This window comes from Pseudomonas sp. UBA5666 (genome assembly GCF_002420785.1).
Lineage (GTDB): Bacteria > Pseudomonadota > Gammaproteobacteria > Pseudomonadales > Pseudomonadaceae > Aquipseudomonas > Aquipseudomonas fulva.
In genome coordinates this window covers 1-25,702 of record NZ_DIIQ01000048.1, presented here as the reverse complement: position 1 = coordinate 25,702, position 25,702 = coordinate 1, and the positions used below count along the sequence as shown (strand labels likewise).

At 63.6% G+C, this 25,702-nt stretch carries 21 protein-coding genes and 2 pseudogenes; 12 read left to right on the top strand and 11 right to left on the bottom strand.

Annotation, left to right across the window (positions count from 1 at the left end; translation table 11 throughout):
• Positions 1–98: 98 nt before the first annotated feature.
• The 5 genes from B2Y33_RS21040 to B2Y33_RS21020 all read right to left on the bottom strand — a co-directional run bounded on the left by B2Y33_RS21040 (position 99) and on the right by B2Y33_RS21020 (position 5,805).
• Positions 99–1,511: a DOPA decarboxylase gene (locus B2Y33_RS21040; protein ID WP_125922282.1), complete on the bottom strand. Its 1,413-nt coding sequence runs from the start codon at positions 1,509–1,511 to the stop codon at positions 99–101.
• A 119-nt stretch (positions 1,512–1,630) separates the two neighbouring features.
• A complete protein-coding gene (locus B2Y33_RS21035; protein ID WP_206405490.1) occupies positions 1,631–2,575 on the bottom strand; it encodes a LysR family transcriptional regulator in 945 nt (314 codons plus the stop codon).
• 99 nt (positions 2,576–2,674) lie between these two features.
• On the bottom strand, positions 2,675–3,385 hold the full coding sequence (locus tag B2Y33_RS21030) for a YebC/PmpR family DNA-binding transcriptional regulator (protein ID WP_023535102.1): 711 nt from the start codon (positions 3,383–3,385) through the stop codon (positions 2,675–2,677).
• A gap of 123 nt (positions 3,386–3,508) precedes the next feature.
• Entirely contained in the window at positions 3,509–4,285 is a 777-nt protein-coding gene (gene tam, locus B2Y33_RS21025) for a trans-aconitate 2-methyltransferase (protein WP_027914809.1), read from the bottom strand.
• Between the two features lie 110 nt (positions 4,286–4,395).
• Positions 4,396–5,805 (bottom strand): amino acid permease, encoded by a 1,410-nt coding sequence (locus B2Y33_RS21020; protein WP_027914808.1) that lies wholly within the window; start codon positions 5,803–5,805, stop codon positions 4,396–4,398.
• Between the two features lie 323 nt (positions 5,806–6,128).
• On the opposite strand from B2Y33_RS21020, the gene B2Y33_RS21015 reads away from it, so the two are divergent.
• On the top strand, positions 6,129–7,553 hold the full coding sequence (locus B2Y33_RS21015; protein WP_027914807.1) for a PLP-dependent aminotransferase family protein: 1,425 nt from the start codon (positions 6,129–6,131) through the stop codon (positions 7,551–7,553).
• A 182-nt stretch (positions 7,554–7,735) separates the two neighbouring features.
• Here B2Y33_RS21015 and B2Y33_RS21010 read toward each other — a convergent pair whose 3' ends face one another.
• The gene (locus B2Y33_RS21010) at positions 7,736–8,713 is read right to left on the bottom strand and encodes a polyprenyl synthetase family protein (protein WP_050587319.1); all 978 of its coding nucleotides are present in this window, start codon (positions 8,711–8,713) and stop codon (positions 7,736–7,738) included.
• Positions 8,714–8,899: 186 nt separating this feature from the next.
• Between B2Y33_RS21010 and fni the strand changes: the two genes are divergently transcribed.
• From fni to B2Y33_RS20985, 5 genes and pseudogenes are all read left to right on the top strand, one after another.
• Positions 8,900–9,946: a type 2 isopentenyl-diphosphate Delta-isomerase gene (fni, locus tag B2Y33_RS21005; protein ID WP_206405489.1), complete on the top strand. Its 1,047-nt coding sequence runs from the start codon at positions 8,900–8,902 to the stop codon at positions 9,944–9,946.
• Positions 9,943–11,220 carry a glycosyltransferase gene (locus B2Y33_RS21000; protein ID WP_027914805.1) on the top strand — a complete coding sequence of 426 codons (1,278 nt, stop codon included), beginning with the start codon at positions 9,943–9,945 and terminating at the stop codon, positions 11,218–11,220. The genes fni and B2Y33_RS21000 overlap by 4 nt, the downstream gene beginning before the upstream one ends.
• On the top strand, positions 11,205–12,371 hold the full coding sequence (crtY, locus tag B2Y33_RS20995; protein WP_027914804.1) for a lycopene beta-cyclase CrtY: 1,167 nt from the start codon (positions 11,205–11,207) through the stop codon (positions 12,369–12,371). The genes B2Y33_RS21000 and crtY overlap by 16 nt, the downstream gene beginning before the upstream one ends.
• On the top strand, positions 12,368–13,858 hold the full coding sequence (locus B2Y33_RS20990; RefSeq protein ID WP_028686387.1) for a phytoene desaturase: 1,491 nt from the start codon (positions 12,368–12,370) through the stop codon (positions 13,856–13,858). Before crtY ends, B2Y33_RS20990 begins: the two co-directional genes overlap by 4 nt.
• A pseudogene (locus tag B2Y33_RS20985) lies at positions 13,855–14,787 on the top strand (phytoene/squalene synthase family protein); the annotation flags it as partial. The gene B2Y33_RS20990 and the pseudogene B2Y33_RS20985, both read left to right, overlap by 4 nt.
• Here the strand turns inward: B2Y33_RS20985 and B2Y33_RS20980 are convergent.
• Positions 14,711–15,262: a sterol desaturase family protein gene (locus B2Y33_RS20980; RefSeq protein ID WP_080992844.1), complete on the bottom strand. Its 552-nt coding sequence runs from the start codon at positions 15,260–15,262 to the stop codon at positions 14,711–14,713. The pseudogene B2Y33_RS20985 and the gene B2Y33_RS20980 sit on opposite strands and share 77 nt — an antisense overlap.
• A 237-nt stretch (positions 15,263–15,499) precedes the next feature.
• On the opposite strand from B2Y33_RS20980, the gene B2Y33_RS20975 reads away from it, so the two are divergent.
• Positions 15,500–16,435 (top strand): LysR family transcriptional regulator, encoded by a 936-nt coding sequence (locus B2Y33_RS20975; RefSeq protein WP_027914800.1) that lies wholly within the window; start codon positions 15,500–15,502, stop codon positions 16,433–16,435.
• Here B2Y33_RS20975 and B2Y33_RS20970 read toward each other — a convergent pair.
• Positions 16,405–17,616 (bottom strand): MFS transporter, encoded by a 1,212-nt coding sequence (locus tag B2Y33_RS20970; RefSeq protein WP_059183944.1) that lies wholly within the window; start codon positions 17,614–17,616, stop codon positions 16,405–16,407. The two genes, B2Y33_RS20975 and B2Y33_RS20970, sit on opposite strands and share 31 nt — an antisense overlap.
• 192 nt (positions 17,617–17,808) lie before the next feature.
• On the opposite strand from B2Y33_RS20970, the gene B2Y33_RS20965 reads away from it, so the two are divergent.
• Positions 17,809–19,179: an 8-oxoguanine deaminase gene (locus B2Y33_RS20965; protein ID WP_027914798.1), complete on the top strand. Its 1,371-nt coding sequence runs from the start codon at positions 17,809–17,811 to the stop codon at positions 19,177–19,179.
• 123 nt (positions 19,180–19,302) lie between these two features.
• Here B2Y33_RS20965 and B2Y33_RS20960 read toward each other — a convergent pair whose 3' ends face one another.
• Complete coding sequence (locus B2Y33_RS20960; protein WP_049695852.1) at positions 19,303–19,794, bottom strand: GNAT family N-acetyltransferase; 492 nt, start codon at positions 19,792–19,794, stop codon at positions 19,303–19,305.
• A 119-nt stretch (positions 19,795–19,913) separates the two neighbouring features.
• Between B2Y33_RS20960 and B2Y33_RS20955 the strand changes: the two are divergent.
• The 3 genes and pseudogenes from B2Y33_RS20955 (at position 19,914) to B2Y33_RS20945 (ending at position 21,708) form a co-directional block, all read left to right on the top strand.
• Positions 19,914–20,533: pseudogene (locus B2Y33_RS20955) on the top strand (biliverdin-producing heme oxygenase).
• A gap of 148 nt (positions 20,534–20,681) precedes the next feature.
• On the top strand, positions 20,682–21,068 hold the full coding sequence (locus B2Y33_RS20950) for a VOC family protein (protein ID WP_027914795.1): 387 nt from the start codon (positions 20,682–20,684) through the stop codon (positions 21,066–21,068).
• A 70-nt stretch (positions 21,069–21,138) separates the two neighbouring features.
• The gene (locus B2Y33_RS20945) at positions 21,139–21,708 is read left to right on the top strand and encodes a hypothetical protein (RefSeq protein WP_027914794.1); all 570 of its coding nucleotides are present in this window, start codon (positions 21,139–21,141) and stop codon (positions 21,706–21,708) included.
• Positions 21,709–21,749: 41 nt separating this feature from the next.
• Here the strand turns inward: B2Y33_RS20945 and B2Y33_RS20940 are convergent, their stop codons facing one another.
• Positions 21,750–22,676 carry an alpha/beta fold hydrolase gene (locus B2Y33_RS20940; protein ID WP_027914793.1) on the bottom strand — a complete coding sequence of 309 codons (927 nt, stop codon included), beginning with the start codon at positions 22,674–22,676 and terminating at the stop codon, positions 21,750–21,752.
• Positions 22,677–22,852: 176 nt separating this feature from the next.
• Positions 22,853–25,405 carry a UvrD-helicase domain-containing protein gene (locus B2Y33_RS20935; RefSeq protein ID WP_206405488.1) on the bottom strand — a complete coding sequence of 851 codons (2,553 nt, stop codon included), beginning with the start codon at positions 25,403–25,405 and terminating at the stop codon, positions 22,853–22,855.
• Between the two features lie 43 nt (positions 25,406–25,448).
• Between B2Y33_RS20935 and B2Y33_RS20930 the strand changes: the two genes are divergently transcribed.
• A partial coding sequence (locus B2Y33_RS20930) for a hypothetical protein (RefSeq protein ID WP_288633374.1) occupies positions 25,449–25,702 on the top strand: 254 nt, incomplete at its 3' end.

Here is a 25,702-nt window from a genome sequence, read left to right as displayed (position 1 = left end):
TGGCAGCAGGATTCTAGAAGAGATACCGGGAGCGCGGAAGTTCAATCATCACCGCAGTCTCTTTTTTCTCGTGGCAACGGTTACCTGCGCCGCAGTTGTCAGCCCTGCACCACGTGCTGCAGCCTGGCCCAGAGGCGTTGCACGTCCTCCCTCTCAGTGTCCAGGGCGCCGATCGATACACGTACCATCCAGCGCCCGTCTAGTACGGCGGGGGTTACATAGGCGTCACCTGATGCATTCAGGCGCTCGGCCCAGGCTCGGGTGTGAGCGTCCAGCGCCTGGCCGGCCATCCCTTCAGGGCAATGCCGAAGGCACAGCGTCTGCAACGGCACTGGGGCGAGCAACTGCCAGTCGCTGGCCGCGCGCACCTGCTCGGCCAGCCACCTGGCATTGTCCATGTCCCTGCGCAGCCGGGCTTGCAAGGCCTCGACACCTTCTGCGCGCAACATGAACCATAGTTTCAACGCGCGGAACCTGCGCCCCAAGGGTATGCCCCAGTCGCGCAGGTTCTTGACCTGCCCATCGACCGAAGACTGCAAGTAACTGGGGTTGGTGCTCATCACGCGCACAAGGTGCTGGGGATCGCGCACATAATAGACCGAGCAGTCGAACGCGACCCCTAGCCATTTGTGCGCATTGACGACGACCGAATCGGCGAGCTCTATCCCATCCCACATCCAGCGGCACTCGGGCACTATCATCGCCGAGCCGGCCATGGCCGAGTCCACATGCAGCCACAGGCCATGTTGCTGGGCCAGGGCGCCGATGGCGCGCAGCGGATCGAGGGCCGTCGTGGCGGTGGTGCCACAGGTGGCGACGACCGCACACGGCCGATTGCCAGCCGCCAGGTCCTGTTCGATGGCCTGCTCCAGCGCAGTCGGACACAGCGCATAGGCTTCATCGGTCGCGATCAGGCGGATATTGTCGCGACCGAAGCCTGCCAGCAACGCCGCCTTGTCCACCGAACTATGGGCATGGGCGCTGACGTACACGATCAGGGGCTTGTCCTGGCCCTGAAGCCCGTGACGGACCAAGGCGTAATCACTCGAGCGCTCACGGGCACAGATGAGCGCGACCAGGGTGCTGGTCGAGGCGGTGTCCTGGATCACCCCGCTCCACTGCGGCGACAGGCCGAGCATCTGGCGCAGCCAGTCCAGGGTCGTTTCTTCCAGTTCGCTCAATGCTGGGCTCGATTGCCACGACAACCCCAGTACGCCAAGCCCGGTACTCAGGAAGTCCCCCAGCACGGAGGACAACGTCCCGTTCGAGGGAAAATAACCGTAGAAATCCGGGTGCTGCCAATGGGACAGGCCCGGCATGATCAACTCATCCACGTCCTTGATAATCGCGTCGAAGGGCTCGCCCTGTTGCGGCGCGGCCGGCGGCAGGGCCGCCTTCAGGTAACCGGGCTCGACCTGGGCCATGACCGGACGCTGATGCACGGTCTGGCGGTAATCGGCGATCAGGTCGATCAGTTGATGGCCATACTGGCGAAACTCTTCGGGGGTCATGCACGTGCTCCTGTGGTGGGCGCCTCACCGCCTGATGGCGGTCAATGCGCGCCGGCGGCTGGCAGAGAGCAGTGTAGAGCGCGTCGCCTGCGCGAAGAACCGCGCCTTGCGCATAGCTGCTATGGCAAATGCGCAAGGCCGCCCTGTACACCGAATTGCGATTGGCGCCACAGCTCGAACACCCGGTTTCGAAACCAGCGATGCTCGGCCGATGCCTGCAGGCGTTGGTGCCACACCACCCAATAACGCTGACTGTGCTCGACGAACCCCAACGGTCGCCAGGCCAGCGGATGCAGGCGGCACAATTGGCGGGCGATGTGTTCGGGTACGGTAGCCACTGCCTGGCTGGTGGCGACCACCTTTACCGTGGCGCAAAAAAACGGCACTTGCAGGCTGATGCGCCGTTGCAGGCCCTGTGCACGCAGGTGCTGGTCAATGAAGCTGTCCTTGTCCCCGCCCCCGGAGATCCGTACATGCCTGCACGCCAGGTAATCGCTTTGCGAAACCCACCCATGGACAGTCAAGGGGTGGTCCTGCGCCATCAGGCACACCGCCCGATCCTCGCCGAGCAGACGCCCGTGCACATTGGGCGGCGATTCGTCGAACAGGGTGGTGGCAAGGTCGATCTCGCCACTGGCGAGCAAGTCATACTGCCCGGCTTGCCAGGTGCGGTACTCCAGGCTGATGCCTGGCGCTTCCTGCTCCAGCGTCGTCACCAGCAAAGGCAGCATATGCTCGGCGACATAATCGGAAGCAGCCAGGCAAAAGCGGCGTTGGCAGCGGGCAGGCTCGAATACGGCAGGCTGACGAAGTGCCTGCAGCTCGTCCAACACCTGGCGCAAGGGCTCGCGTAGCGTCTGGGCATGCTCGCTCAGTACGTAGCCCCGGCCTTGGCGGACCAGCAGCGGATCGTCGAAGGCCTCGCGAAGTTGAGCCAGTTGACGGCTCAAGGCCGACTGGCTCATGCCCAGGCGCTCAGCCGCCCGACTGAGGTTCTTCACCTGCAGCAGGTGGTCGAGCGCACGCAGGTGCGCAAGGCTGAGCGTGGCAAAGGCAGGATTCACGGCAGCTCCAGCTCGGGGCACGCCCCGGTGCAGCGCTGCCCCGCCATCACCTGTACAACACGCCTGGCAATGGGCAGCATCGGCAAAGGGGGCTCGAGCTTACTGCGTCAAGCCAACGTAGACGTTCTGGACGTCATCGTTTTCGTCGATGGCTTCAAGAAACGCCTCGACTTCGGCCAGGGCTTCGGCGCTCAGGCTCGAAGCGCTCACCGGGTTTTTCGGGGTGTAGCCGATCTTGGCCGACGTGACGGTGAAACCGTGCACCGGCAGGGCCTTCTGCACAGCGTCCAGGTCGGTGGTATCAGTGATGAACAGGGTAGACCCCTCCTCTTCTCCTTCTTCGAAGTCCTGAGCCCCGGCTTCGATTGCAGCCATCTCAGGATCAGCGTCACCGTTGGGGGTGGCTTCGATCAGGCCGACATGATTGAAGTCCCAGGAGACCGAGCCGCTGGCCCCTAGCTGACCCTTGCGGAACAACACGCGAATTTGCGCCACTGTGCGGTTGACGTTGTCAGTCAGGCATTCAACGATCAGCGGAACCTGATGCGGGGCAAAGCCTTCGTAGCTGACAGCCGCATACTGCACGGCATCGCCATCCAGGCCGGCACCCTTGCGAATGGCTCGCTCCAGGGTTTCGCGAGTCATCGAGGCCTTCTTGGCCTGTTCGATGGCCAGGCGCAAGCGCGGGTTCATGTCCGGGTCGGCGCCGGATTTGGCGGCAATCTGGATTTCCTTGGACAGCTTGCCCATGACCTTGCCCTTGGCATTGGCCGCGGCTTCTTTATGTTTGGCTTTCCACTGTGCGCCCATGTCGACTCTCTTGTTTCAACGGCCGGTTCAGGAAGCGACCGGCACAAAAAGTGGGAGCAGTTTATACGCCTATGGGGAAGGATCGACAACCGTCTGCGCTGCACCGACACCTCACCCGACGACTTAACGGGTGGCAACCACGAATAAGCGCGGAAACGCCAGCAGCACCTTGCCGTCGGACGCTGGCGGGTAGGCGCTTTGCATGGCCTGCAGGTACATCTGCAGGAAGTCTTCCTGCTCCTGCGGCTGCAGCCGCGCCAGGTAAGGCCGCAAGGCCGAACCCTTGAACCACTGCACCACGCCCTCAGCGCCGTCGACCAACGGGTGGTGGTAGGTGGTGCGCCACACCTCGACGCGGGCGCACAGCGGGCTCAACAGGTCGTAGTAGAACGCCGCGCCATGGCGCGGCGGCAACGTGAAGTCGTCGAATTTGGCCGCCCACGGGCCCCGGCGGGCGATCTCGCGCAACGCGGTGTGCGCGGGCTCCTCCAGGTTATCGGGCGTCTGCACCGCAAGGCTCGCCCCTTCGCTGAGCTGACGCACCAGGTGCGGGTAGAGCTGCCCGTGGTCGGGCACCCACTGCAACGAGGCGTTGGCCAGGATCAGGTCCTGGGGCTCAGGGGCGGACCAGCCTGCGATGTCCGCCGTGACCATGTGCACGCGCGGGATGCACAGCCGCTTGCGCGCTCGGGCCTTCTCGATCATGTCTGGGTCGCTGTCCAGCGCGGTCACCTGCGCGTCGGGACAACGTTGCAGCAGGACCTCGGTGGAATTGCCCGGCCCGCAGCCCAGGTCGGTCGCGTGTCGCACCGGGCGCGGCGGCACGGCCCCCAGCAGATCGCGCACCGCCCGGGTGCGTTCGTCTTCGAACAAGGAATACTGGGTTGCAGACCAGGACATGGCGACGTTCTCCGATGAGCGATGCTCTGAAGCATATGCCATCTGTCGCCCAAAACGCGAAGCGGCCGGCCCCTTTGAGGGAGCCGGCCGCTTCGCAAAACCAATGAGCCTTAGTGTCGAGGCGCGCTGCGCATCTGGTGCACAACCCCCATCGCCACCACCAGCGCCGCCGCGATGCCGGTGGAGATCACCAGGATCTGGTAGTCAGGCATGAACGCCATGGTCACCAGGGCTGCCACGATGAAGGCGATCACCAGGTAGGTCAGCCACGGGAACAGCCACATCTTCAGGCGCACTTCCTTGCCTTCGGCAATCAGCTTGCGGCGCATGCGCAGCTGGGAGAACGCGATCACCAGGTACACCAGCAGGGCAATCATGCCCGTGGTGTTCATCAGCGTGTCGAGTACGTCCTTGGGGCGCAGGGTCTCGCTGAAGTTGATCAGCGCACACACCACCGCCACCGCGCACGAGCCCATTATCGCGTACACCGGCACGCCAGTGCCGGCACGGGTGATCTTGAAGAACGACGGCGCGTCGCCACGCTGAGCCAGGGAGAACAGCATGCGCGAGGCGGTGTAGTGGCCGGAGATCAGGCAACTGCTCACCGAGGTCAGCACCACGAAGTTCATCAGCAACTCGGCGTAAGGCACGCCCAGCAGCTCAAGGGTACGACGATAGGCGCCGTAGCCGGAGACGCCCAGGTGCGGGTCATTCCACGGCACCAGGCAAACGATCAGGAAGATCGAGCCTACGTAGAACAGGCACACGCGCCATACCACCGAGTTGGTGGCCTTGACGATCTGCGCAGCCGGGTCCTTGGCCTCGGAGGCCGCAATGGTCACGATCTCGGCGCCAAGGAATGCGAACATCACCCCCAGCAAGGCTCCGATGACCGTGGTGATGCCATTGGGCATGAACCCTTCGGCGGTGAGGTGGGTAATGCCCCGCACCTCGCCGAATTGCCAGATGTTGAGCACCGCTGCGGTACAGACGATCAGGAAGCAGACGATCGCGATGACCTTGATCAGCGCGAACCAGAACTCGAACTCCCCGTAATGCTTGACGTTGAAGAAGTTGACCGTGATCAGCAGCAACGTCGTGGCCAGCACGAACACGTTGACACTGACGTCCGGGAAGAACCCGTGCAGGATCTTGCCGGCTACGTAGGCTTCCCAGGCCATGAGAATGACCCAGTACCACCAGTACAGCCAGCCGATGGTGAAGCCAGCCCAGCGCCCAATGGCGCGGTCGGCATAGGTGGAAAACGAGCCCGTGTCGGGTGAAGACGTTGCCATTTCGCCAAGCATGCGCATGATCAGCACCACGAGGATGCCGCCTGCCAGGTAGGCCAGCACCGCGGCCGGCCCGGCGCTGTGGATCACGCTGCCGGATCCTACGAACAAGGCGCCGCCGATGACCCCGGCGATGGACATCATCGTCAGGTGGCGCGACTTCAGCGAGGCACTGAGCTTGCTCTCGTGCCCGCCGTTCGCGGTGGTGGTTGTGGATGTTGCGTCCATCAGTTGTGTACCCCGTGCTTCTTTTTATCCAAGGAAAACCGTGAAACCCCGATGGCTGGCGGTTTCACCTGTACATCAGTGCTAATGCGCGCAGGAGGTGTGAACGAACACACGCAGGCCATCCATGGCGGCCTGCTGACGCGCCCCAGGGCTGAGGCCTGGAGCGAACTGAACATGCTTTGTGTGGCGATATCCGACACCTAATGTAAAAATGTCCATCGCAGAGAGCCATGCACAGTGGCATGAAACTCGCACTGCACTGTACAGGTCGCCAACCCTATACACCGGGCCAGCACCTGGCGTTACACACCTGAAGGTCCCCCATGCTGCAATTGAATCCAGACGCTTCCACACCGTTGGTCAACCAGATCATCGACGGCCTGCGCACCCTGATCGACACCCAGACGCTCAAGCCTGGCGCCAAGGTGCCGTCGATCCGCGCCTTCGCCGCCACCTACTCGGTCAGCACGTTCACCGTGGTGGAAGCCTACGATCGCCTGGTCGCCCAAGGGCTGCTGGTGAGCCGCGGCAACGCTGGCTTTTTCGTCAATCGGGCTGCCGCTGAGCTGTTGGACACGCACACGGCAGACCCTGACGCAAGCCGACCAACGTTCAACACCGAGTGGTACCTGCAGCAGATCTTCGAAACCCGGCAGTTGCCGTTCAAGCCAGGCTGCGGTTGGCTGCCCAACGACTGGATGTACGAAGACGGCTTGCGCCGAGGGCTGCGGCAGGTGGCTGGCAGCCCGCTGGAACTGTCCGGTTACGGCGATCCCATGGGGTTGCCAGAGCTGCGTGCGTTGACGGCGCAGAACCTGCAGCAGGATCTGTCGATCGTCGCCAATCCCGCTCAGCTGATGTTGACCCACGGCGCCAGCCAGGCCCTGGACCTGGCCGTGCGTACGCTGGTCCGCCCCGGTGACGTGGTGCTGGTGGACGACCCTGGCTACCCCAACCTGATGAGCATCCTGCGTACCCAAGGCGCAACGCTGCTGGGGGTGGCGCGCACGCCCAATGGCTACGACCTCAATCAGCTGGAGCAGTTGCTGGCGCAACACCGGCCCACGGCCTTCTTCACCCAGCCTCACCTGCACAGCCCAACGTGCTCGCGCACACCGCTGCCGCAGTTGCACCGCCTGCTGCAACTGGCCAGCCAGCATGGCTTGCGGCTGGTCGAAAACAACCTGTACGCCGACATGATCGCCGAACCGCAACCCTGCCTCGCCAGCCTTGACCACTTGCAGCAGGTGGTCTACGTGGGCAGTTACTCGAAAAGCATCTCACCCAATGTGCGGGTGGGCTACCTGCTGGCCAATCCGGAACTGGCGCAACAATTGGTACACCTGAAAATGCGCTCGGGCCTGACCACCTCGCAGGTCATGGAGCGGGTCGTCTACGCCGCCATCATCGACGGTCGCTGGCGCAAGCACCTCAAGCGCCTGCGTCAACGCCTGGCCGAGGCGCATCAACGGGTGGGTGCGCATCTGCACCGACTAGGCTTCGAGCTGTTCACGGAATCGGACGAGGGGATGTACATCTGGACCCGCCATCCCTCGATCCCCGACAGCGCGCTGTTGCTCGATGACGCGCTCGAAAAAGGCATCATGCTCGGCCCTGGTCAGCTGTTCATGGTGGACGCCAGGGCAACGGGCTGGATGCGTTTCAACGTGGCGTTCAGCCTTGACCCGGTCATGTGGGAACTGCTGGAAAAGGTATTTGCCAGGCATGCCAGGCGATTGGATCAGTGAGTTTGGAATTTCTGGGGCGCCCTAGGTTCGCCTCTGCAGGATCCGCGGCCCCGTGTAGGAGCGACCGCGCCGGGCCTCCGGCGAGCTGAAAAACTTGGGGCCGCTGCGCGGCCCATCGCGGCCGGTCCTACACGAGACCGCGTAGACCCTCGGATTCGCGCTGTGGCACGTCGTCCTGCGTCTTACACGTGATGCACGACTGCCCCACCCACCGCAAGCCCGCTCAGGCCTTGACGCCATACGGTGCTGCCGCCAGCCGGCACACCCTTCGAAGCGAACACCTTGCGCAAGACCCCGCCAATCGGTGAGGCCTGAAGGCCCAGGCTGGTCAGGCACTGTTCGACGCTCTGCAAATGGGCTTCCAACCGCTGGCGCACCTGCGTCTCGCCACACATGGCCAGCAGGGTCGACTTGCCTTGGTCCAACCCCATGCTCTTGCCGCTTTCAGGGTCACGGTCATGCAAATCATCGTGCAATTGAAACGCTTGCCCCAATTCCCCCGCCAACTGCTGCAAGGTGCCCTGCTGGGTTTCGCCAGCCCCCGCCAACCGGCCGGCCATACCCAGCAAGGCCGAGAACAAGGCCCCGGTCTTGAGTTGATTGGTCTGGGCAATTTCAGCCGCCGTGCGCGGCCGTGCACCGTCGCGCAGATCCTGCAACTGCCCCTTGACCAGCCCATCGGCACCGATTGCCGAGGTGAGGGTCACGACCAGGTCGCTGCGCACATCCGGCCCGACCGTCTGCAACCCCGCCACAACCCCGAACGCACGGGAGAGCAAGGCAATGGCCGTCAACACTGCCACATCTTCCCCAAACGCCAGGTGCAAGGTAGGGCGACCGCGGCGCAAGGCGGCGTTGTCCATACAGGGGAGGTCGTCCAGTACAAGGGAGGCTGCATGCACCATCTCCACGGCGCAGCCAAGGTCGAGCGCTGCGTGTGGGCACGCGCCCAGACCTTGTGCCGTGAACAGTAACAGCAGGGGCCGCAAGCGCTTGCCTGGCGCCAGGGTGCAGTCGCGCATGGCCGCAACCACTAGGTCACGCTCGTGACCTGCCGATGGCAGCAAGGCCGCCAGCCGGGCTTCTACGGCCGCATGTGCGACGGCCAGTGGCTGATCGTGATCAGCGCCAGCGCTGTGCGGGGGGGCGATGGTCGTCATCCTTGCCTCTCGATGTGGGCGGCCCATTGACCGTAGATGAAAAAGGAACGACTGATAGGCGCCGTTGCCTGATGCTTTGCTTTTTATGAGCTTAGCTATACAAAACGGGTAGTGTTGTACAACTTGTCTGTCCTAAGCACACAGACCGCACGTACCTCAGGATGATTCCCTGGCAGTGGAGCCGGCATGAACAAAAGCCCGTTGAGTCAACGCAAGGATGATCACCTCGATATCGTTCTGGCCGCCGGCACCACCTCGCATGGGATCGATGCTGGCTGGTCGGCGCTGCGTTTCGAACATTGTGCACTGCCTGAGATGGCCCTGGAAGACGTCAACCTGGGTACCGAGCTGTTCGGCATGGCACTGCGCGCACCGCTGCTGATCAGTTCGATGACCGGCGGTGCTGAGCGGGCACGGTTTATCAACCAGCACCTGGCCGAAGCTGCGCAGGCTTTGGGCCTGGCCATGGGCGTGGGTTCGCAGCGAGTTAGCTTGCGCAGCGGGCAGGACCAGGGGCTGACCACGGAGCTGAGAAGGCTCGCACCCGACGTCCCGCTCCTGGCAAACCTGGGCGCCGCCCAGTTACGCGAGGCTGATGGTGTAGACCTTGCCCGCCGTGCGGTCGATACACTCGATGCCAGCGCCCTGATCATTCATCTCAACCCCTTGCAGGAAGCCGTTCAGCCCGAAGGCGACCGCAACTGGAACGGGGTGCTCGCCTGCATCGAGCACGTCGCCGGGCAGCTTCACGCGCCCATCATCGTCAAGGAAGTAGGCGCCGGTATCTCCCCAGGCGTGGCCCGGCAATTGTACGACGCTGGCGTGTCCATGATCGATGTGGCCGGCGCCGGCGGCACGAGCTGGGCCGCTGTCGAGGCGGAGCGCGCCAATGACCCTGCCGAGCGTGCGGTGGCAATGGCCTTCAGCGGCTGGGGCATTCCGACCGCCCAGAGCCTGCTTGCCGTGCGCCGCGCCGTGCCCACGGTTGGCCTGATCGCCTCGGGTGGGGTGCGCGATGGGGTGGACGCGGCCAAGGCCATCCGCCTGGGGGCGGACTTGGTGGGCCAGGCTGCCGGCGTGCTGACCTCTGCGATGACGTCTACCGAAGCGGTGGTCTCACATTTCGACGTGATCATCCGGCAACTGCGTATCGCCTGCTTCTGCACCGGCTCCGCCACGCTGGCGCACTTGCGCCGGGCCCGACTGGTCAATGCCCAGCTCGACCTCAAATGAGCCACTTCGCCCTGGTCGCCCCACCCTACCCCAGCCATTTTGCAGCCATGCAGGCGCTGGGCGGCGAGTTGGTCGAACGCGGCCATCAGGTCAGTTTCTTTCACCAGCCCGAAGCCGAACGCTGGCTGAGTGACTCGCGGCTGGGCTTCGTCGCCATTGGCCATGCCGAGTGCCCGCCGGGCAGCCTTGACCTCGCCATGCGCCGCGTGGCCGACCCCGCCGGGCCGCTGCGTCTGCGTCGCTTGATCAAGCAGTTGGCGCACACCACCGGCATGCTGATCAGCAACCTGCCGCAGGCCCTTAGGGACCATCGGGTCGACGCGATGATCTGCGACCAGATGGAACCCGCAGGCGGCTTGGTGGCCGAGGCTTGCAACCTGCCGTTCTTTTCGGTGGCCTGCGCGTTGCCGATCAATCGCGAACCGGGCTTGCCATTGCCCGTGATGCCCTTCGGGCTCGGCTTGGATGCGCGCCTCTACGAAGGCAGTGCTCAAGTCCATGACTGGCTCATGCGCCCGCTGCACGACACCTTAGTGCAGGCGTGTCATCGCCACGGGCTGCCACCGCGCAGCGGTGCCCATGAGTTTCTCTCGCCGCTGGCCCAGTTGAGCCAGACACCTCTGCATCTGGATTTCCCAAGAGCGGATCTACCCAAGCACTTTCACGCCGTCGGCCCTTTACGCAGCACGCCCTCCCAGGCGAGCCCCAACTGGTCTTTCGAATCCGGCAAGCCTTTGGTATTCGCAAGCCTGGGAACGCTGCAGGGCCACCGGTTCGATCTGTTTGCACGGATTGCCAAGGCTTGCCGGGGCCTGGATGCCCAGTTGCTGGTGGCTCACTGCGGCGGGTTGGACGCGCATCAGCAGGCACGGCTACGCCAGATCGGTGCTACCGTCGTGACCGACTTCGCCCCCCAGCACTGGGCTGTGCGACGAGCCAATGTGGTGATCAGCCATGGCGGCTTGAACACGGTGCTCGATACCGTGTGCGCCGGCACACCGCTGCTGGTCATGCCCATTGCATTCGATCAGCCCGGCGTGGCCGCACGGGTGCGCCATCACCGCTTGGGCCGGGTGCTCTCCAAACGTGCCAGTGCATCGGCCATTGGCCAAGCGTTGCGTCAGCTGCTTGATGAGGCTGCACCACGTGATGCGGCGCTTGAAGCCGAGCTTGCCACCTGCGGTGGCGTACAGCGCGCTGCCAGCCTCATCGAAGCCGCTCTGCGCAGTGGCCAGCCCAGCATTTCGGAGAATGTACCGTGCCCTATGACCTGATCCTGGTAGGTGGGGGGTTGGCCAACGGCCTGATCGCCTGGCGACTGCAGCAGCTGCGCCCGCAATGGCGCGTGTTGTGCCTGGAGCAAGGGCCGGTCCTGGGCGGCAACCATACGTGGTCCTTCCACGACGCCGACCTTACTGCCGAGCAACTGCGCTGGCTCGCCCCGCTGGTGGAGCAGCGCTGGCCTGCGTACCACGTGCACTTCCCGGCTTTTTCCAGGCGCATGGAAGGCGGCTATGCGAGCATTACCAGCGAGCGTTTCGCGCAGGTGATCACCCCAGCCCTCGGCCCGAGCTTGCGCACCGACTGCGCGGTCGCCGAAGTGGGTGCCAGCCATGTCACGCTCGCCAGTGGCGAAACCTTGCACGCCGCGGTGGTGATCGATGGCCGGGGCATGCAGCACAGCCCTCACCGGGTCCTCGGCCAGCAGGCGTTCCTCGGGCAGGTCGTACGTCTGACGGCCCCCCATGGCTTGGTCGCACCGATTCTGATGGACGCACGGGTACCTCAAGGCGAGGGCTATCGCTTCGTCTATGTCCTGCCGTTCACGGCTGACACCTTGCTGGTGGAGGACACCCATTACGTCGACAGCCAGGCGCCCGCCGCGCAGCAGCTGCGCCAGCACATCGAGTGCTACCTGCAGCAGCGCGGCTGGCACGTCGCCGAGTGCCTGCGTGAAGAACAGGGCGTATTGCCGATTACCCTGGTCGACGACTTTCCTGCCTGGTGGAACGAACAGCACGGGCCGCTCGCCGTTGGCCTGCGGGCCGGATTGTTTCACTGCACCACGGGTTATTCCCTGCCCGATGCCGTGCGCCTGGCCGACTGGTTGTCAACGCAAGCGCTGGAGGACACGGCGTCGCTCAAGCCCGCGTTGGGCGCCTACCTGCATCGTCGCTGGCGTGAGCAAGGGTTCTATCGCCTGCTCAACCGAATGCTGTTTCTGGCCGGCCGGCCGAACCGTCGCTGGCAGGTGATGCAGCGCTTTTATCGATTGCCTGAGGGGCTGATCGCCCGTTTCTACGCAGGCCAGAGTACGCTGCGTGATCGCCTGCGGATCCTGTGCGGCAAACCGCCTGTGCCCGTCGGCGAGGCCATGAAGGCTGCCTTGCGACACTCCCCTGCCCATTTCAAGGATTATCCATGAGCAACGAACGATCCGCCCTGGTCATCGGCGCAGGCCTTGGCGGCCTGGCCCTGGCCATCCGCCTGCAGGCCGCGGGTATCCCCACGACCTTGCTCGAGGCGCGCGACAAACCAGGTGGCCGCGCTTACGTCTATCACGACCAAGGCTTTACCTTCGACGCAGGCCCCACGGTGATCACCGACCCGAGCGCCATCGAAGCCCTGTTCACCCTCGCCGGCCGGCCCATGCATGAGTATGTGGAATTGCTGCCGGTAACGCCTTTCTACCGCCTGTGCTGGGAGGATGGCCGGGCATTCGACTATGGCAATGACCAAGCCGACCTGGAGCGCCAGATCGAGGCCTTCGAGCCCAAGGACGTGGAAGGCTATCGACAGTTCCTGGCCTATTCCAAGGCCGTGTTGCAGGAAGGCTATATCAAGCTTGGCGCAGTGCCCTTCCTGTCTTTTCGCGACATGCTGCATGCCGGCCCGCAGTTGGCTCGCCTGCAAGCCTGGCGCAGCGTCTACAGCATGGTGGCGCGGTTCATCAAAGATGACCAACTGCGCCAGGCGTTCTCGTTCCACGCCTTGCTGGTCGGGGGTAATCCCTTCGCCACGTCCTCAATCTACACGCTGATCCATGCGCTGGAGCGCACCTGGGGTGTCTGGTTCCCCAAAGGCGGCACGGGCGCGCTGGTGCAGGGCATGGCCAAGTTGTTCACCGACCTGGGCGGCACCCTGGAGCTCAATGCCGAGGTGGCCGCGTTCGAAACCCAAGGCAGCCGCGTGACCGGCGTGCGCACCCAGGACGGGCGACGCTGGCGGGCAGACGCAGTCGCCTCGAATGCCGATGTGGTGCACACCTACTCCGACCTGCTGGCCGAACACCCTCGCGGTGAACAGGAAGGCAAGCGGCTCAAGGGCAAGCGCTTTAGCAACTCGCTGTTCGTGGTGCACTTCGGGCTCAAGCGCACGCAGCCGCAACTGCGTCATCACACGGTGTGCTTTGGCCCGCGCTACCGGGAGCTGATTGACGAAATCTTCAACGGTCACGAGCTTGCCGAAGACTTTTCACTCTACCTGCATACCCCCTGCGCCACCGACCCTAGCCTGGCCCCGGAAGGATGCTCGAGCCACTACGTATTGGCGCCCGTACCGCACATGGGCAACGCGGCCATCGACTGGGAAGTGGAAGGGCCACGGTTCCGGGACAAGATTCTCGACTACCTGGAACGTCACTACATTCCAGGCCTGCGCGAGGACTTGGTCACCTGCCGCACCTTCACGCCGCTGGACTTCCGCGAAGAACTTAATGCCCACCTGGGGTCGGCGTTCTCTCTGGAACCCATCCTGACCCAGAGCGCCTGGTTCCGCCCGCACAACCGTGACAGCGAAGTGAGCAATCTGTACCTGGTGGGGGCAGGCACGCACCCAGGGGCCGGTGTGCCAGGCGTGATCGCCTCGGCCAAGGCCACCGCAGGCCTGATGCTCGAGGACCTGGGCGCATGACCGCACCGAACCACGACCAGTTACTTGCCCATGCCGAACACAGCATTGCCGTGGGTTCGAAAAGCTTTGCCGCAGCAGCCCGGCTGTTCGATGCCCACACCCGGCGCAGCGCTGTGCTGTTGTATGCCTGGTGCCGCCATTGCGATGACGTGATCGATGGTCAGCAAGCCGGGCATGATGCGGTGGTCATCAGCCAGGAAGAAGCGCAGGTGCGCCTGTTGGATCTGCAGCGTCAGACGGAGGCCGCCTGCGCGGACTTGCCCGTGAACCAGCCGGCCTTCGCCGCACTGCGCGAAGTGGCCAGGCGCCACGGCATTCCCCGCGCCGAAGCCTTCGACTTGCTCGAAGGCTTCGCCCAGGACGTGTCCGCCTGCCGCTACCAGACCCTGGATGAGGTCATGGTCTACTGCTATCACGTAGCAGGTGTGGTGGGCCTGATGATGGCCAGGGTCATGGGTGTTCAAGATGCCCGCGTGCTGGACCGGGCCTGCGACCTGGGCCTGGCCATGCAGCTGACTAACATCGCCCGGGACATCGTCGATGATGCCAAGGTCGGGCGCTGCTACTTGCCTCAGGCTTGGCTGTCGGAATTCGACCTCAGTGCAGACGACCTGGCCGATGTGCGTCATCGCGCAGCCGTCGCTACCTTGGCCAGGCGCCTGGTCGCCCACGCCGAACCCTACTACGCCAGCGCCCAGGCCGGGCTGCAGGCCTTGCCGCTTCGCTCGGCGTGGGCAGTGGCCACGGCAGGCCAGGTTTACCGGCGCATCGGCCTGAAGGTCGACAGCGCCGGGGTCGACGCCTGGGACGGCCGGCTGTCTACGTCAAAACTCGAAAAGGTCGGTGCCTTGGTCACGGGGTTTTGGCAGGCGCTGAGCTGTCGGCTGCATCGCCACCCTCAGCGCCCAGCTCGCCTGTGGCAGCGCCCTTCGCCCGCAGCGGCCCCCCATGCAGCGCCCGAAGTTGCCGACGCAGCCGTTCGATAGTGGGTACGTATAGAAAACCGAACGACACACAGCCTTCGCGGCCCTGCACGGCATGATGAAGCCGATGTGCCTGGTACAGGCGCTTGAAGTAACCTTTGCGCGGGACCACTTTGAAAGGCCAGCGCCGGTGGACCAGGCCGTCGTGGGCAACGAAATACAGGACACCGTAGGCCGTCATGCCTGCGCCTACCCATTGCAACGGGTACCAGCCGGCATTGCCCAGGGCGATGAGAATGATCGCCAGCACGGCGAACACCGCGGCGTAGAGATCGTTCTTCTCGAAGATCCCGGTGCGTGGCTCATGGTGCGAGCGGTGCCAGCCCCAGCCGAAGCCGTGCATGATGTACTTGTGAGCAAACCAGGCCACGCCTTCCATGGCGGCCAGGGTGCCGAAAAAGGTGAGTAACGTCAGGGTCATGCGCAGGCTATCCAGGCAAGAGGGAACATGGGGGCAGTCCTTTGGTGCGTCGGGGCCGGGTGGGTACAGCATGATCTACCCAAGGCGCTGGCGCAAAGCCTATGAGTGTGCAAGATGGGCTGGTGTTCCGTTGGCAACGCGCTATCCAGCCCTGCCCGATGCTTTAACCCTGAAACGCCATCTCAGGATCCCTTATGCTGCCGGGGTCTGCACCACGAACCCATGTAAAGGCCGGCCATGCACTCCTCAGAACGACTCAAAGGGATCGACGTCTTCGTCGCGGTCGCCGACCTTGGCAGCTTCACGGCAGCGGCCGGGCGACTGAGCCTTACCAGCTCGGCGGTCAGCAAAAGTATTGCGCGCCTTGAGGCGCGCATGGGCGTTCGCCTGTTCGAGCGCACCACACGCCGGTTGTCGCTGAGCGAGGCCGGCGTGGTTTTCTACCGCACCTGCACGTCGGTGCTGGCCGATCTGGAAGAAGTCGAACACACCCTCGCCACGACGGGTAATGAACCTCACGGACGGGTACGCATTGACCTGCCCGCCTCCTACGGTCGCCTGCATGTGCTGCCGCTGATCCTGGCGTTCACCCGGCAGCATCCGCTGTTACAGCCGCACGTATCGTTTTCCGACCGTTTCGTCGATCCGGTGCAGGAAGGCATCGACATCGTGGTACGCATCGGCGGCCCCGATACATGGCCCGCCGCCCTGGGCCATCAGTACTTTGGCGCCCAGCGCCTGATGTTCTGTGCAGCCCCCGACTACCTCGACACCTATGGTACGCCGCAAAGCGAGGAGGACCTGGAGCACCACCACTGCGTAGGCTATGGGCACACCGACGGTTTGGTCAGCCCGTGGTTCTTCAAAGGGCGCCAGCCTGGCGAGATGGAGCGTCGCACGGTACAGCCGCGCATCGCCGTAGGTGATGGCGAAGGCGAGGTCGCGGCGGTGCTGGCCGGCCACGGTATAGGGCAGCTACCCACCTGGTTGACCCAGCAGCACCTCGATCAAGGACGGATGATCGAGGTGCTGCCGGAGCTGGCGACCGATGGCCTGCCGATGAACCTGGTCTGGCTCAAGCGTCGCGAGCACCTACCCAAGGTGCGTGCCTTGCTCGATTACCTGTTGCCCAGGCTCGCGCCTCACGGCACGCGTGCCGCCGAACCCGTCTGAGGTGCCAGCCTGGCTACCACGGGCACTGCCAGCAGCGCCAGCACCGCGACTGCGGCGGCCACATAACCGAGGTAGGCAATCCCCAGACCGTCGATGGTCATGCCACCGAGCACCGCACCCAGGCCGATGCCGGCGTTGGCAGCCGACACGTTGGCAGTACCAGCCAGTGCCTTGGCGTGGCTCACCGACGCCATGACGCGCACCTGGCAAACCGGGTAGAGCGCCGTGTTGGCGACACCCCACAAGGCCAGCGCCAGGCAGAAAACCAGGCCTGCATGGGCCAAGGGCACCAGCGCGGCCATGCCGATCGCCAGCAGCACCAGAAAGCCCGCGGTAGCCTTGAGAACGGAGTGGTCGACGGCACGCCCCCCGATCCAGTTCCCCAGCAGGCCAACGGCACCGAAGCCCATCAGCCACCAACCGGTGTGAGCCGGGGCCACACCCGCCACACGCTCGAGCAGGTCGGCCAAGTAGGTGTAGCCGGTGAACATCGCGGTGAACACCAGAATCGACAGCAGCACGTTCGCCACGAAGAAGCGTTCGGTGAAGATCCGCGCCTGGCGGGCAAAATCCACCTTGGCGGTACGGGCCACGTGGGGCATCCAGACGCTCATCGCCACGGCCATCACCAGCGAAAGCACCGCCAGCGCCCAGAACGCGCCACGCCAGCCCAACGCGTCAGCGGCCAACGTGCCCAGCGGGATGCCCAACAGCATGGCGGCAGAGATGCCGAGGTAAACCTTAGACACCGCGCGCCCTGCATGCTCGGGCCCCGCGAGGTGCCCTGCTGTCTCGCTGGCGGTCCCCCAGAACACCGGTAATGCCAATGCCGGTATGACACGTGCAACGGCCAGTACCCAGAAATTGTCGGCCACGGCCGCCAGGGCATTGGCCGCGGCAAAGACCAGCAAGATGGTGATGAACAGCCGTTTACGGTCCAGGTGCGCCAGCATGGCCGTGAGGAACGGCCCTGCCAACATGACCGTGAAGGCGAACAGCGTTACCAGTTGTCCCGCCATGGAGATGGACACCCCCAGGTCGCGACTCAGGGCAGGCAAAAGGCCCACAATGAGAAACTCGGTGGTGACGATCAGGAAAGCGGAAAACGCAAGGATGGCAATACTGATGGCTGCCCGTGGAGCTTCGTCGACGGGTGAAGCGGTGGAAGATGCGGCAGGCATGGAAAAACTCTCAAGACGTTGGCCGCCAGTCTATTCGATCGCGCAGGTCTTATTTTTGGCCGATTTTCACATATGGGATGACGCAAATTCACCAATCAGCTCAATGTATACAACTTCCCCGTTTCCTGATTACATAGCCGCGTCGCCTACGACGCTGGCCATCGCCGGCGCGTATTGCAACAGGCATCAACCATGTCATCTGCACACACTTCAAGAACGCTACTGATCAAAAATGCCCAACTGCTCGTCACCATGGATGGCGAGCGTCGCGAAATCCGCGGCGGTGGGCTGTACATCGAAGACAACCTGATCAAGCAGGTTGGCCCCAGCGAAACCCTTCCCCAACAGGCGGACGAGGTGCTGGACATGTCCGGCAAGGTGGTCATCCCTGGGCTGGTCAACACGCACCACCACATGTACCAGAGCCTGACCCGGGTAGTGCCAGCCGCCCAGGACGGCGAACTGTTCAACTGGCTCGCCCAGCTGTACCCGATCTGGGCACGGCTCACGCCCGAGATGATTTCAGTCTCGACCCAGACGGCCATGGCTGAGCTGATCCTTTCCGGTTGCACCACCTCGAGCGATCACCTGTACATCTACCCCAACGGATGCAAGCTCGACGACAGCATCCATGCGGCTGCCGAAATTGGCATGCGTTTTCATGCTGCTCGCGGCAGCATGAGCGTGGGTCAGAGCCAGGGCGGGCTGCCGCCGGACTCGGTGGTGGAAAAGGAAGCGGATATCCTCAAGGAGTCCCAGCGCCTGATCGAGGACTACCACGATGCCAGCCATGGCTCGATGCGCCGGATCGTGGTCGCGCCCTGCTCGCCCTTCTCGGTCAGCCGCGACCTGATGCGCGAAGCGGCTGTTCTGGCTCGCCAACATGGTGTATCGCTGCACACGCACCTGGCCGAAAACGTCAATGACATTGCCTACAGCCGGGAAAAATTCGGCATGACCCCTGCCGAGTACGCCGAGGACCTGGGGTGGGTCGGGCCCGACGTGTGGCACGCTCACTGCGTGCAACTGGACCAGCATGGCATCGAACTGTTCGCCCGCACCGGTACCGGGGTCGCCCATTGCCCATGCTCGAACATGCGTCTGGCTTCCGGTATCGCTCCGGTACGCGCCATGCGCGATCATGGCGTTCCGGTCGGGCTCGGGGTGGACGGATCGGCGTCCAACGACGGTGCCAGCATGATCGGCGAGGTTCGCCAGGCCCTGCTGCTGCAACGCGTAGGGTTTGGCCCGGACGCGATGACGGCCCGTGAAGCACTGGAAATCGCTACCTTGGGCGGTGCCAAGGTGCTCAACCGCGATGACATCGGCGCATTGGCACCGGGCATGGTCGCCGATTTCGTCGCCTTCGACCTGGGCCATGTAGCCTACGCCGGCGGCCATCATGACCCGCTTGCAGCGCTGGTGTTCTGCACCCCGACCCAGGTGCATACCAGCGTCATCAACGGCAAGGTGGTGGTCAGGGAAGGTCAGTTGGTGACTGTCGACCTGCCACGGGTACTCGAGCGCCACAACCGCCTGGCCTATCAGTTGGTCGCGGGCTGATAGAGGCGGTGCCTTAAGGTGCTGGCTGCCAAGTGCCTGCGGGGCTGCATCGCAGCCCATTGCCGGCAAGCCAGCCCCCGTCTGACGGCAAGCTCACCCTGTAGGCACCGCACGGCAACAGGCTTACAGCACCATCACCATCTCGTGCCACGCCATGCCGCCGTGGTCGGAAGGTGACGGCTGGACGTACTTGTAGCCCAGCTTGCGGTACAGCGGCACGTGCTGTTCCTTGCACATCAAGTGGATGGTCTGCTTAGCGCAGGCTTTCATCCGCAGAATGAACGCTTCCATCAACCGCTTTGCATGACCTTGGCCCTGGTAAGCCGGGTCGACCACCACCGACATGATCACCACGTTGGGGGCATCGGGGTCATGCCCGACCAGCTCCTTGAACGCTTCGTCCGACATCACGACCTGATGGGCGCAACCACTGTTGATGAAGCCCACGATGGCCCCGTCGCTTTCAAGCACTAGAAAACCTTGTGGATACTGACTGATGCGCGTCTGGATCTTTTCCAGCGTGGCCGCTTCGTCTCCCTCGTAAGCACCGATCTCGATGGCGTGGCAGCGGCTGGCGTCCTCCAGGGACGGCGTACGGAACTGAAGCGAAGGCATGACCGGCTTTTCCTTTGGGTCTGAACGATACGGCGACCATGATAACCGTGCCTGACGCTTGCTGCGATGCTCACCGCCACGCATCATGGAGGCCTTTCTGCCCGCGACGGACTCACCGAATGATCGCAGTACCCGTGCCACCCCTGGAGACGAGCCGTTGCAAACGCCTCAAAGCGGCCACCCACCGCGAACATGACGGTGTCGATCAGTTGGTCATGGCCGCCCACCCTTTTCAGGACAGGGCGCGCTATGCGCGCTTCCTGCTGGTACAGCATCATTTTCACGGCAGCCTCTTGGGACTTTACGAAGACCCCCACCTCAATACGTGGCTGCCGGGCCTCTCGTCGCTGTCGCGGTTTGCAGCGGTCGAGCAGGACATTCGCGACGTGGGACAACTGCCACCTGCCTTGCCGACGAGCGTGAAGGTAGACCGGCCCATGCACTGGGCTGGCTGTATTGCAGCGAAGGATCGAACCTGGGCGCCGCTTTCTTGTTCAAGCACACCCAGCGCCTTGGCCTGGACGAGGGCCTGGGTGCGCGGCACCTGGCAGCGCACCCGCAAGGACGGGCGCTGCATTGGAAGGCGTTCGTGAGCGCAATCGACGGCCTTGAACTCGACAAACAACAGGAAGCTGGCGTGATCGCCGGCGCCATCGCAGCCTTTGAAGCCTATCGGACGAAGGTCACCGAGGTATTCGCCGCTGACCTGCAAGCCGCTGCGCACACCTGCGAAGGCTGAACGCTTGTGCTGCATTGGCCAGTCGCCAGTTTGCGGCCCGGATACGCCGATGGCATGAACAAAATAGCGATTTGATGCTGGGCTGGATTGCCAAACGCCATGGGCCGTCTTTACTGGTACTTAACGACCCCGGCATAGGTGTGCGCCCATGAAGATCATGCTCACCCGTATTCTTGTCGACGACCAGGCCAAAGCGCTTGCCTTCTATCATTACGTATTGGGCTTCGAACCCAAACAAGACCTCGCCATGGGCCAGCACCGCTGGCTGACCCTGACCTCGCCCAACGACCCCAACGGCGTGCAATTGCAACTGGAGCCAGAGGTGCATCCCGCGGCGAAAGCGTACAAGGCTGCGCTCAAGGAAGACGGTACCCCCACCGCGATCTTCGCGGTGCGTGACATTCAAGGCGAATATGCCCGGCTATCCGCTGCCGGTGTCAAGTTCCACCAGGCTCCCGCCGAGGTCGATAACGTCTTGACTGCAATCTTCGACGACACCTGCGGCAACCTCATCCAGATTACCCAGTTACACTGACCGCCCCTTGCAAACCGCCTGCGCCAGTTCAACTGGCGCGGCCCTACCGATCGTTGCCCAAGGACATGCGATGCGTCATGAGTTCGACGAAGTGCTCAACGACCTGGTCGACTACTTTCTGCTAGGTGACATTCAACTGCTTGAGCGCTTCAAGCAGGAGCATGGCCTGCCTGACGACCTGGCCCACGAATTCACCCATCATGACAGCGGCGACATGGCCGTGCGCGACGGCGTGGTGCTGCCTGTGGCCGGCGTCGACAACCTCCCCTATCACGTGGTGTTCACGCTCGATGGGCAAATGCCCAAATTGCGCGAGCCGGGCAGCCGGCTCAAGCACCAGCGCGGTGGTTATTCGCTGAACGTCGAGCATGGCGCTGTGATGCTGTACACCTGGCGCATCCTCCAGTACTTCACCCCCAAGACACTGGGCGACTTGATGGCGCGCTACCGTGAGCCCGGCCGCCCGGTGATCGAACTGGACAACGGTTGGTATGAGGTCGAAGTCCTGGCCGGTGCGTGCGTGCGCGATGGGCTGTACGAGCCCACCTTCGAGTTCGTCCTGAGCAAGCGTAGCGGGCGTGTGGCGAACACCACCGCGGACACGGGGTACAGCTTCAGCCTGCGAGGCTACTTTGACTAAAGCCAGTGTGTCTGAACGAATGGCGCAACCTTACCTGGGCGCTACTCGTTGACCAGCCGCTGCAACACGGCGCCTTCATGGCGCGCGAGGATACGTAGCAGTTGATCAACCAAGGCACGGTCCGGCGCATCGAGGTGGAAATGGTGGCCGCCTGGGTGCCAGGACACTTTCGCCTGGGGCGGCAATGCCGCTTCACGGCGGTCGAAAGCCTCGCCAGTGAAAGCGCCCTGCCGGCCGAACATCAGGTACAGCGGGCAGCGAATCTGGCTGAGCAGCGCGCAAGCTTCAGGCTCGGTGAGCGGCATGGGCTCTGGGAGCACCAACCGCGGGTCGTGTCGCCAGCAATAACCGTCGTTGAGCTGGAGCAAGTCGCGCAGCGCTAGTAACCTTGCCGCTTCTTGGGACAGGTCGGTGTCGAGCCGTTCGCGGCGCTGCGCCAGCGCGCTGTCCAGATCGTCGAAGCGTTGCACGTCCCGCTCGTTGAAGCCCTGCATCTGCGTACGCTGGACCATGCGCTTGAGGCGATAGGCCCGTGCCAGGTGCTGCACGCGGTCATGCTCGGCTACGGTGAATGGTGCTCCCATACCGTCGAGGAAGGTCATGCTCGCGATCCCGCTGGTCATGGCGGCCAGCAGCGAAGCCACACCGGTGCCCATGCCGTGCGCCAGCACATGGAATTGCCGCATGCCAAGGCTTTCGGTGACCGACAGCATGTCCTCGGCGTGCTCCCACAAGTAGTAGCCGCTGTCATGACGACGATGGTCGGAACGTCCGTGGCCGACCAGGTCGGGGGCTACCACGAAACAGCCATCGAGCAGGGGTGCCAGGCGCTCGAACGAGGCGGCGTTGTCCAACCAGCCATGCAAGGCCAGTACGGGAATGCCATCCTCCGGGCCCCAGCAGCGCACCGCCACTTCGATGCCATTGATGTCCAGCGGGTGATCCTTGGGTGTGGTGGTTGATCGCATGGGTATGCTTCCTGATCGGCAGCCTGATGCACGTACACCAGACCGAACACGCCACCGCATTCCACGACGCCTGTCGTCTGCGGCAACCCTTGCGCCGGAGCGCGCATGGCGCCGACAGGTCACCTTGGCGCAAGCCAGTGGCCACCACTGGCCCCTTACCGACGGTGACTTAACCGTCACCGACCCCGGCAGTCTTCGAAACAGTCCTGGCGGCCATCGACGCGGCTGGAAGCGCGAGCGGCCACGGCGGCGTCGCCATTGGCCGGTTCCACGTGCCAGTAGCAATGCTGAACTGCTCGGGTCACGGCCACATAGGCCAAGCGCTGCACCTCCTCTTTCTGGGCGGTGTCGAACGGCTGCGGGTCGCCCGCCTTGCCCAGGCCCGTCTGGCGGTACACCTGGTTCTTGTAGGGCGAGCTGGTCAGGTACTGGCAGTCGCCCAGCATGAACACCGCATCGGCCTGCAAGCCCTTGGCGCTGTGGTAGGTGAGTTGGCGAAGACGCCGCTGCTCGGCGGGCACTGCTGCCTCGGCCTGAAGCACAGGTTCCAGGTGTTCGCTCATCGCTGCCCGGTCATTGCCCTTGCGGTAGAGCATCAGCACCGACTCGCCGCGCTGGTAATGCTCGATGAGGGTCTGGCCCAGGGCGGCCTCGTCACGCTCGAAGACCTTGACCGGTGAACCGGCAAGTTCAGCGGCAGGGCCAGCGGCTCGGGCCTTCTTGCCGGCGATGGTGGGTGTGCCCTTGACCAGGTGCTCAGCGGCATCGATGACCTGCTGCTGGCAGCGATAGTTTTCCACCATCATCACTCGAGTGCTGGCGGGCGTCGGAAACGCCTTGGTGAATTCGGTGAAGTACTTGGGCGAGCTGCCTCGCCAGCCATAGATCGACTGCCAGTCATCGCCCACGCACAACAGGGACGAGTGCTGAGCATGGCGGCCGACATTCATCCCGGGCCCGCGCCTGCGGATTTCGCGCAGGGAAGCCCGCAGCCAGCTGACGATTTGCGGCGAGACGTCCTGGAATTCATCGATCATCAGATGCGCCAGCGGCCGTAGCAGCGGGTCGGGCAACAGCTGCAGGTTTTCCGGGTTGTTTTCCCCGAACAGCGCGAACATGCGGTTGTAGCTCATGACCGGAGGGACCTGATCAAGCAGATGCGCTTCGAACGCCTTCCAGTAAAGGGCTAACGCTTCGAAGAACAGCGCGTCGCTGTCGCCTGGCACGAAGCGCATGTCGGCAATCGCCGTGTTCACTTCGAGCCCGAGGTTTTCGATAAAGCCCGCGGCACTGACGAATGCGTCGAGCAGCGGCGCGGCGGACAGCTCGCCCTTGACCTTGTATTCAAACCCCGGCCCCGTCACGGCGTCGCCCGCCAGCGAAGCGGCCAGGCGCCGGGCCATGGCGTAGTTGTCCAGCCAGATCAACGGCTGGTCGCAGAATGCCTGCAACAGGGTTCGTTTGACTGCCCACTCCCCGCGTACGGCCAGCTTGGCGCCGGGTCGTTGGTACTGGGCACTCTCGGAGGGGTCGAAGCCCAATACCACCAAGGGCCCTGTGGCACCCAACCGGCCGTGTACATGAAAACGGCATCCACGGATCTCCACGGTGTCGCGCGTCGGCTCAATGCCCTGGATCGGCCAAGCGCCTGCTGCGAACCACAGGTCCTCGATCACATCGCACAGCTCTTCGTCGCGTTGCGCAGCCAGCTGCGTCACCTGGGCGCGTTTCTGCACCTCGGGGTTATCCGGATCCACTGGCTTGAGTTGCAAGGCTTCGTTGCGCAAGTGGCCAATCAGCTCGGCAAAGCGCGGGCTGTCCGCCAGCAGGGTGCTGTAGCAATGATTGAGCTGTTGGCGCTGGGCATCGTTCAGGCGCAGGTCGAACGGGTTGCTATCGGCCTCGGCCTCGCGCCCGGCGGGCATCTCGTTGCCCAGGGCCTCGAACGCACGCACGTGCTCGAACCCAGGCAGGCTGCGCACCAGGGGCAGGATGCGGGAGTGGAAGGTGCGGACCAGTTCGCGCGCCTGTGCCGGTTGCAGGTGAACATCCCACAGCGCGAACACCTGCACCAAGCGCTTGATGAAGTCCTTGCGCGACTCGCGGGTGAAGGTGACGACCGTCATCGCGTCGAGTTCGTAGCCCAGGTAGTGACGCAGCAGCAAGATTCGCAGCACCAGGGAGGTGGATTTGCCCGCCCCTGCCCCGGCCACCACGCAGGTGGAGGGTGTGTCGCTGAAGATCAGTTTCCATTGCGCGGCGCTGGGTTGCGCGTGGCTGGGCAGGCGCTGGGCGACGTCGGCCTTGAAGCGTTTCTTCAGGTCGGCGGTCAAGGCCAGTCGCCAATCCTCGAACAGGTGATCGTCCTGGCCGGGCACGGCCGGGGTGTCGGGGCGATGGTCACGGATGACCAGCACTTGCTGGCCTGCCTCGTACCCTTGCGCATGGCCACGTTCGTACCCTGCGCGCTGGCCTTCGTCACGGCCCTGGTGCTGGCCATCGGCATGGCCCAGCCACCAGGAATGAGGGTGTTGCGCCTGAATGCGGGTCAGGCCACGCCCAAGGCACTGGGCGATGAGCCGTTTAAGCCAGGGTAGCCGTGTGGGTGGGGTCAGTTCGGCGAGGGCCTTGGGTTGCTCGTTGGCCACAGTCACTCCGTTGGCAGCAAAATCAGCCGGCAATGTTCGCCGCAATGGCGCAAAAGCGCCAGCGAATGCGTAGGAAAACATCGGGGGTCACGGCTGGGGCAAGGGGGAGTAGGCTTGCGCGGTCTTGACCGAGGGTGACGTACGCTGGGTTAGCGGCCCATCGCGCTCGGTTCGGCGCCCGGCAAGGCCGCTTCCGCAGGGGAAAGAGTGTATCGTTGAGCCATATGCGAGGCTCAAGCCATTCAATCAAGTCAAGTTTGAAACTTTTAATTCCAATATCGTAGTTAAGATTATTGCTGTTATTGCCGTTATTGCTGTTATTGCTGTTATTGCTGTTATTGCTGTTATTGCTGTTATTGCTGTTACTGCTGTTACTGC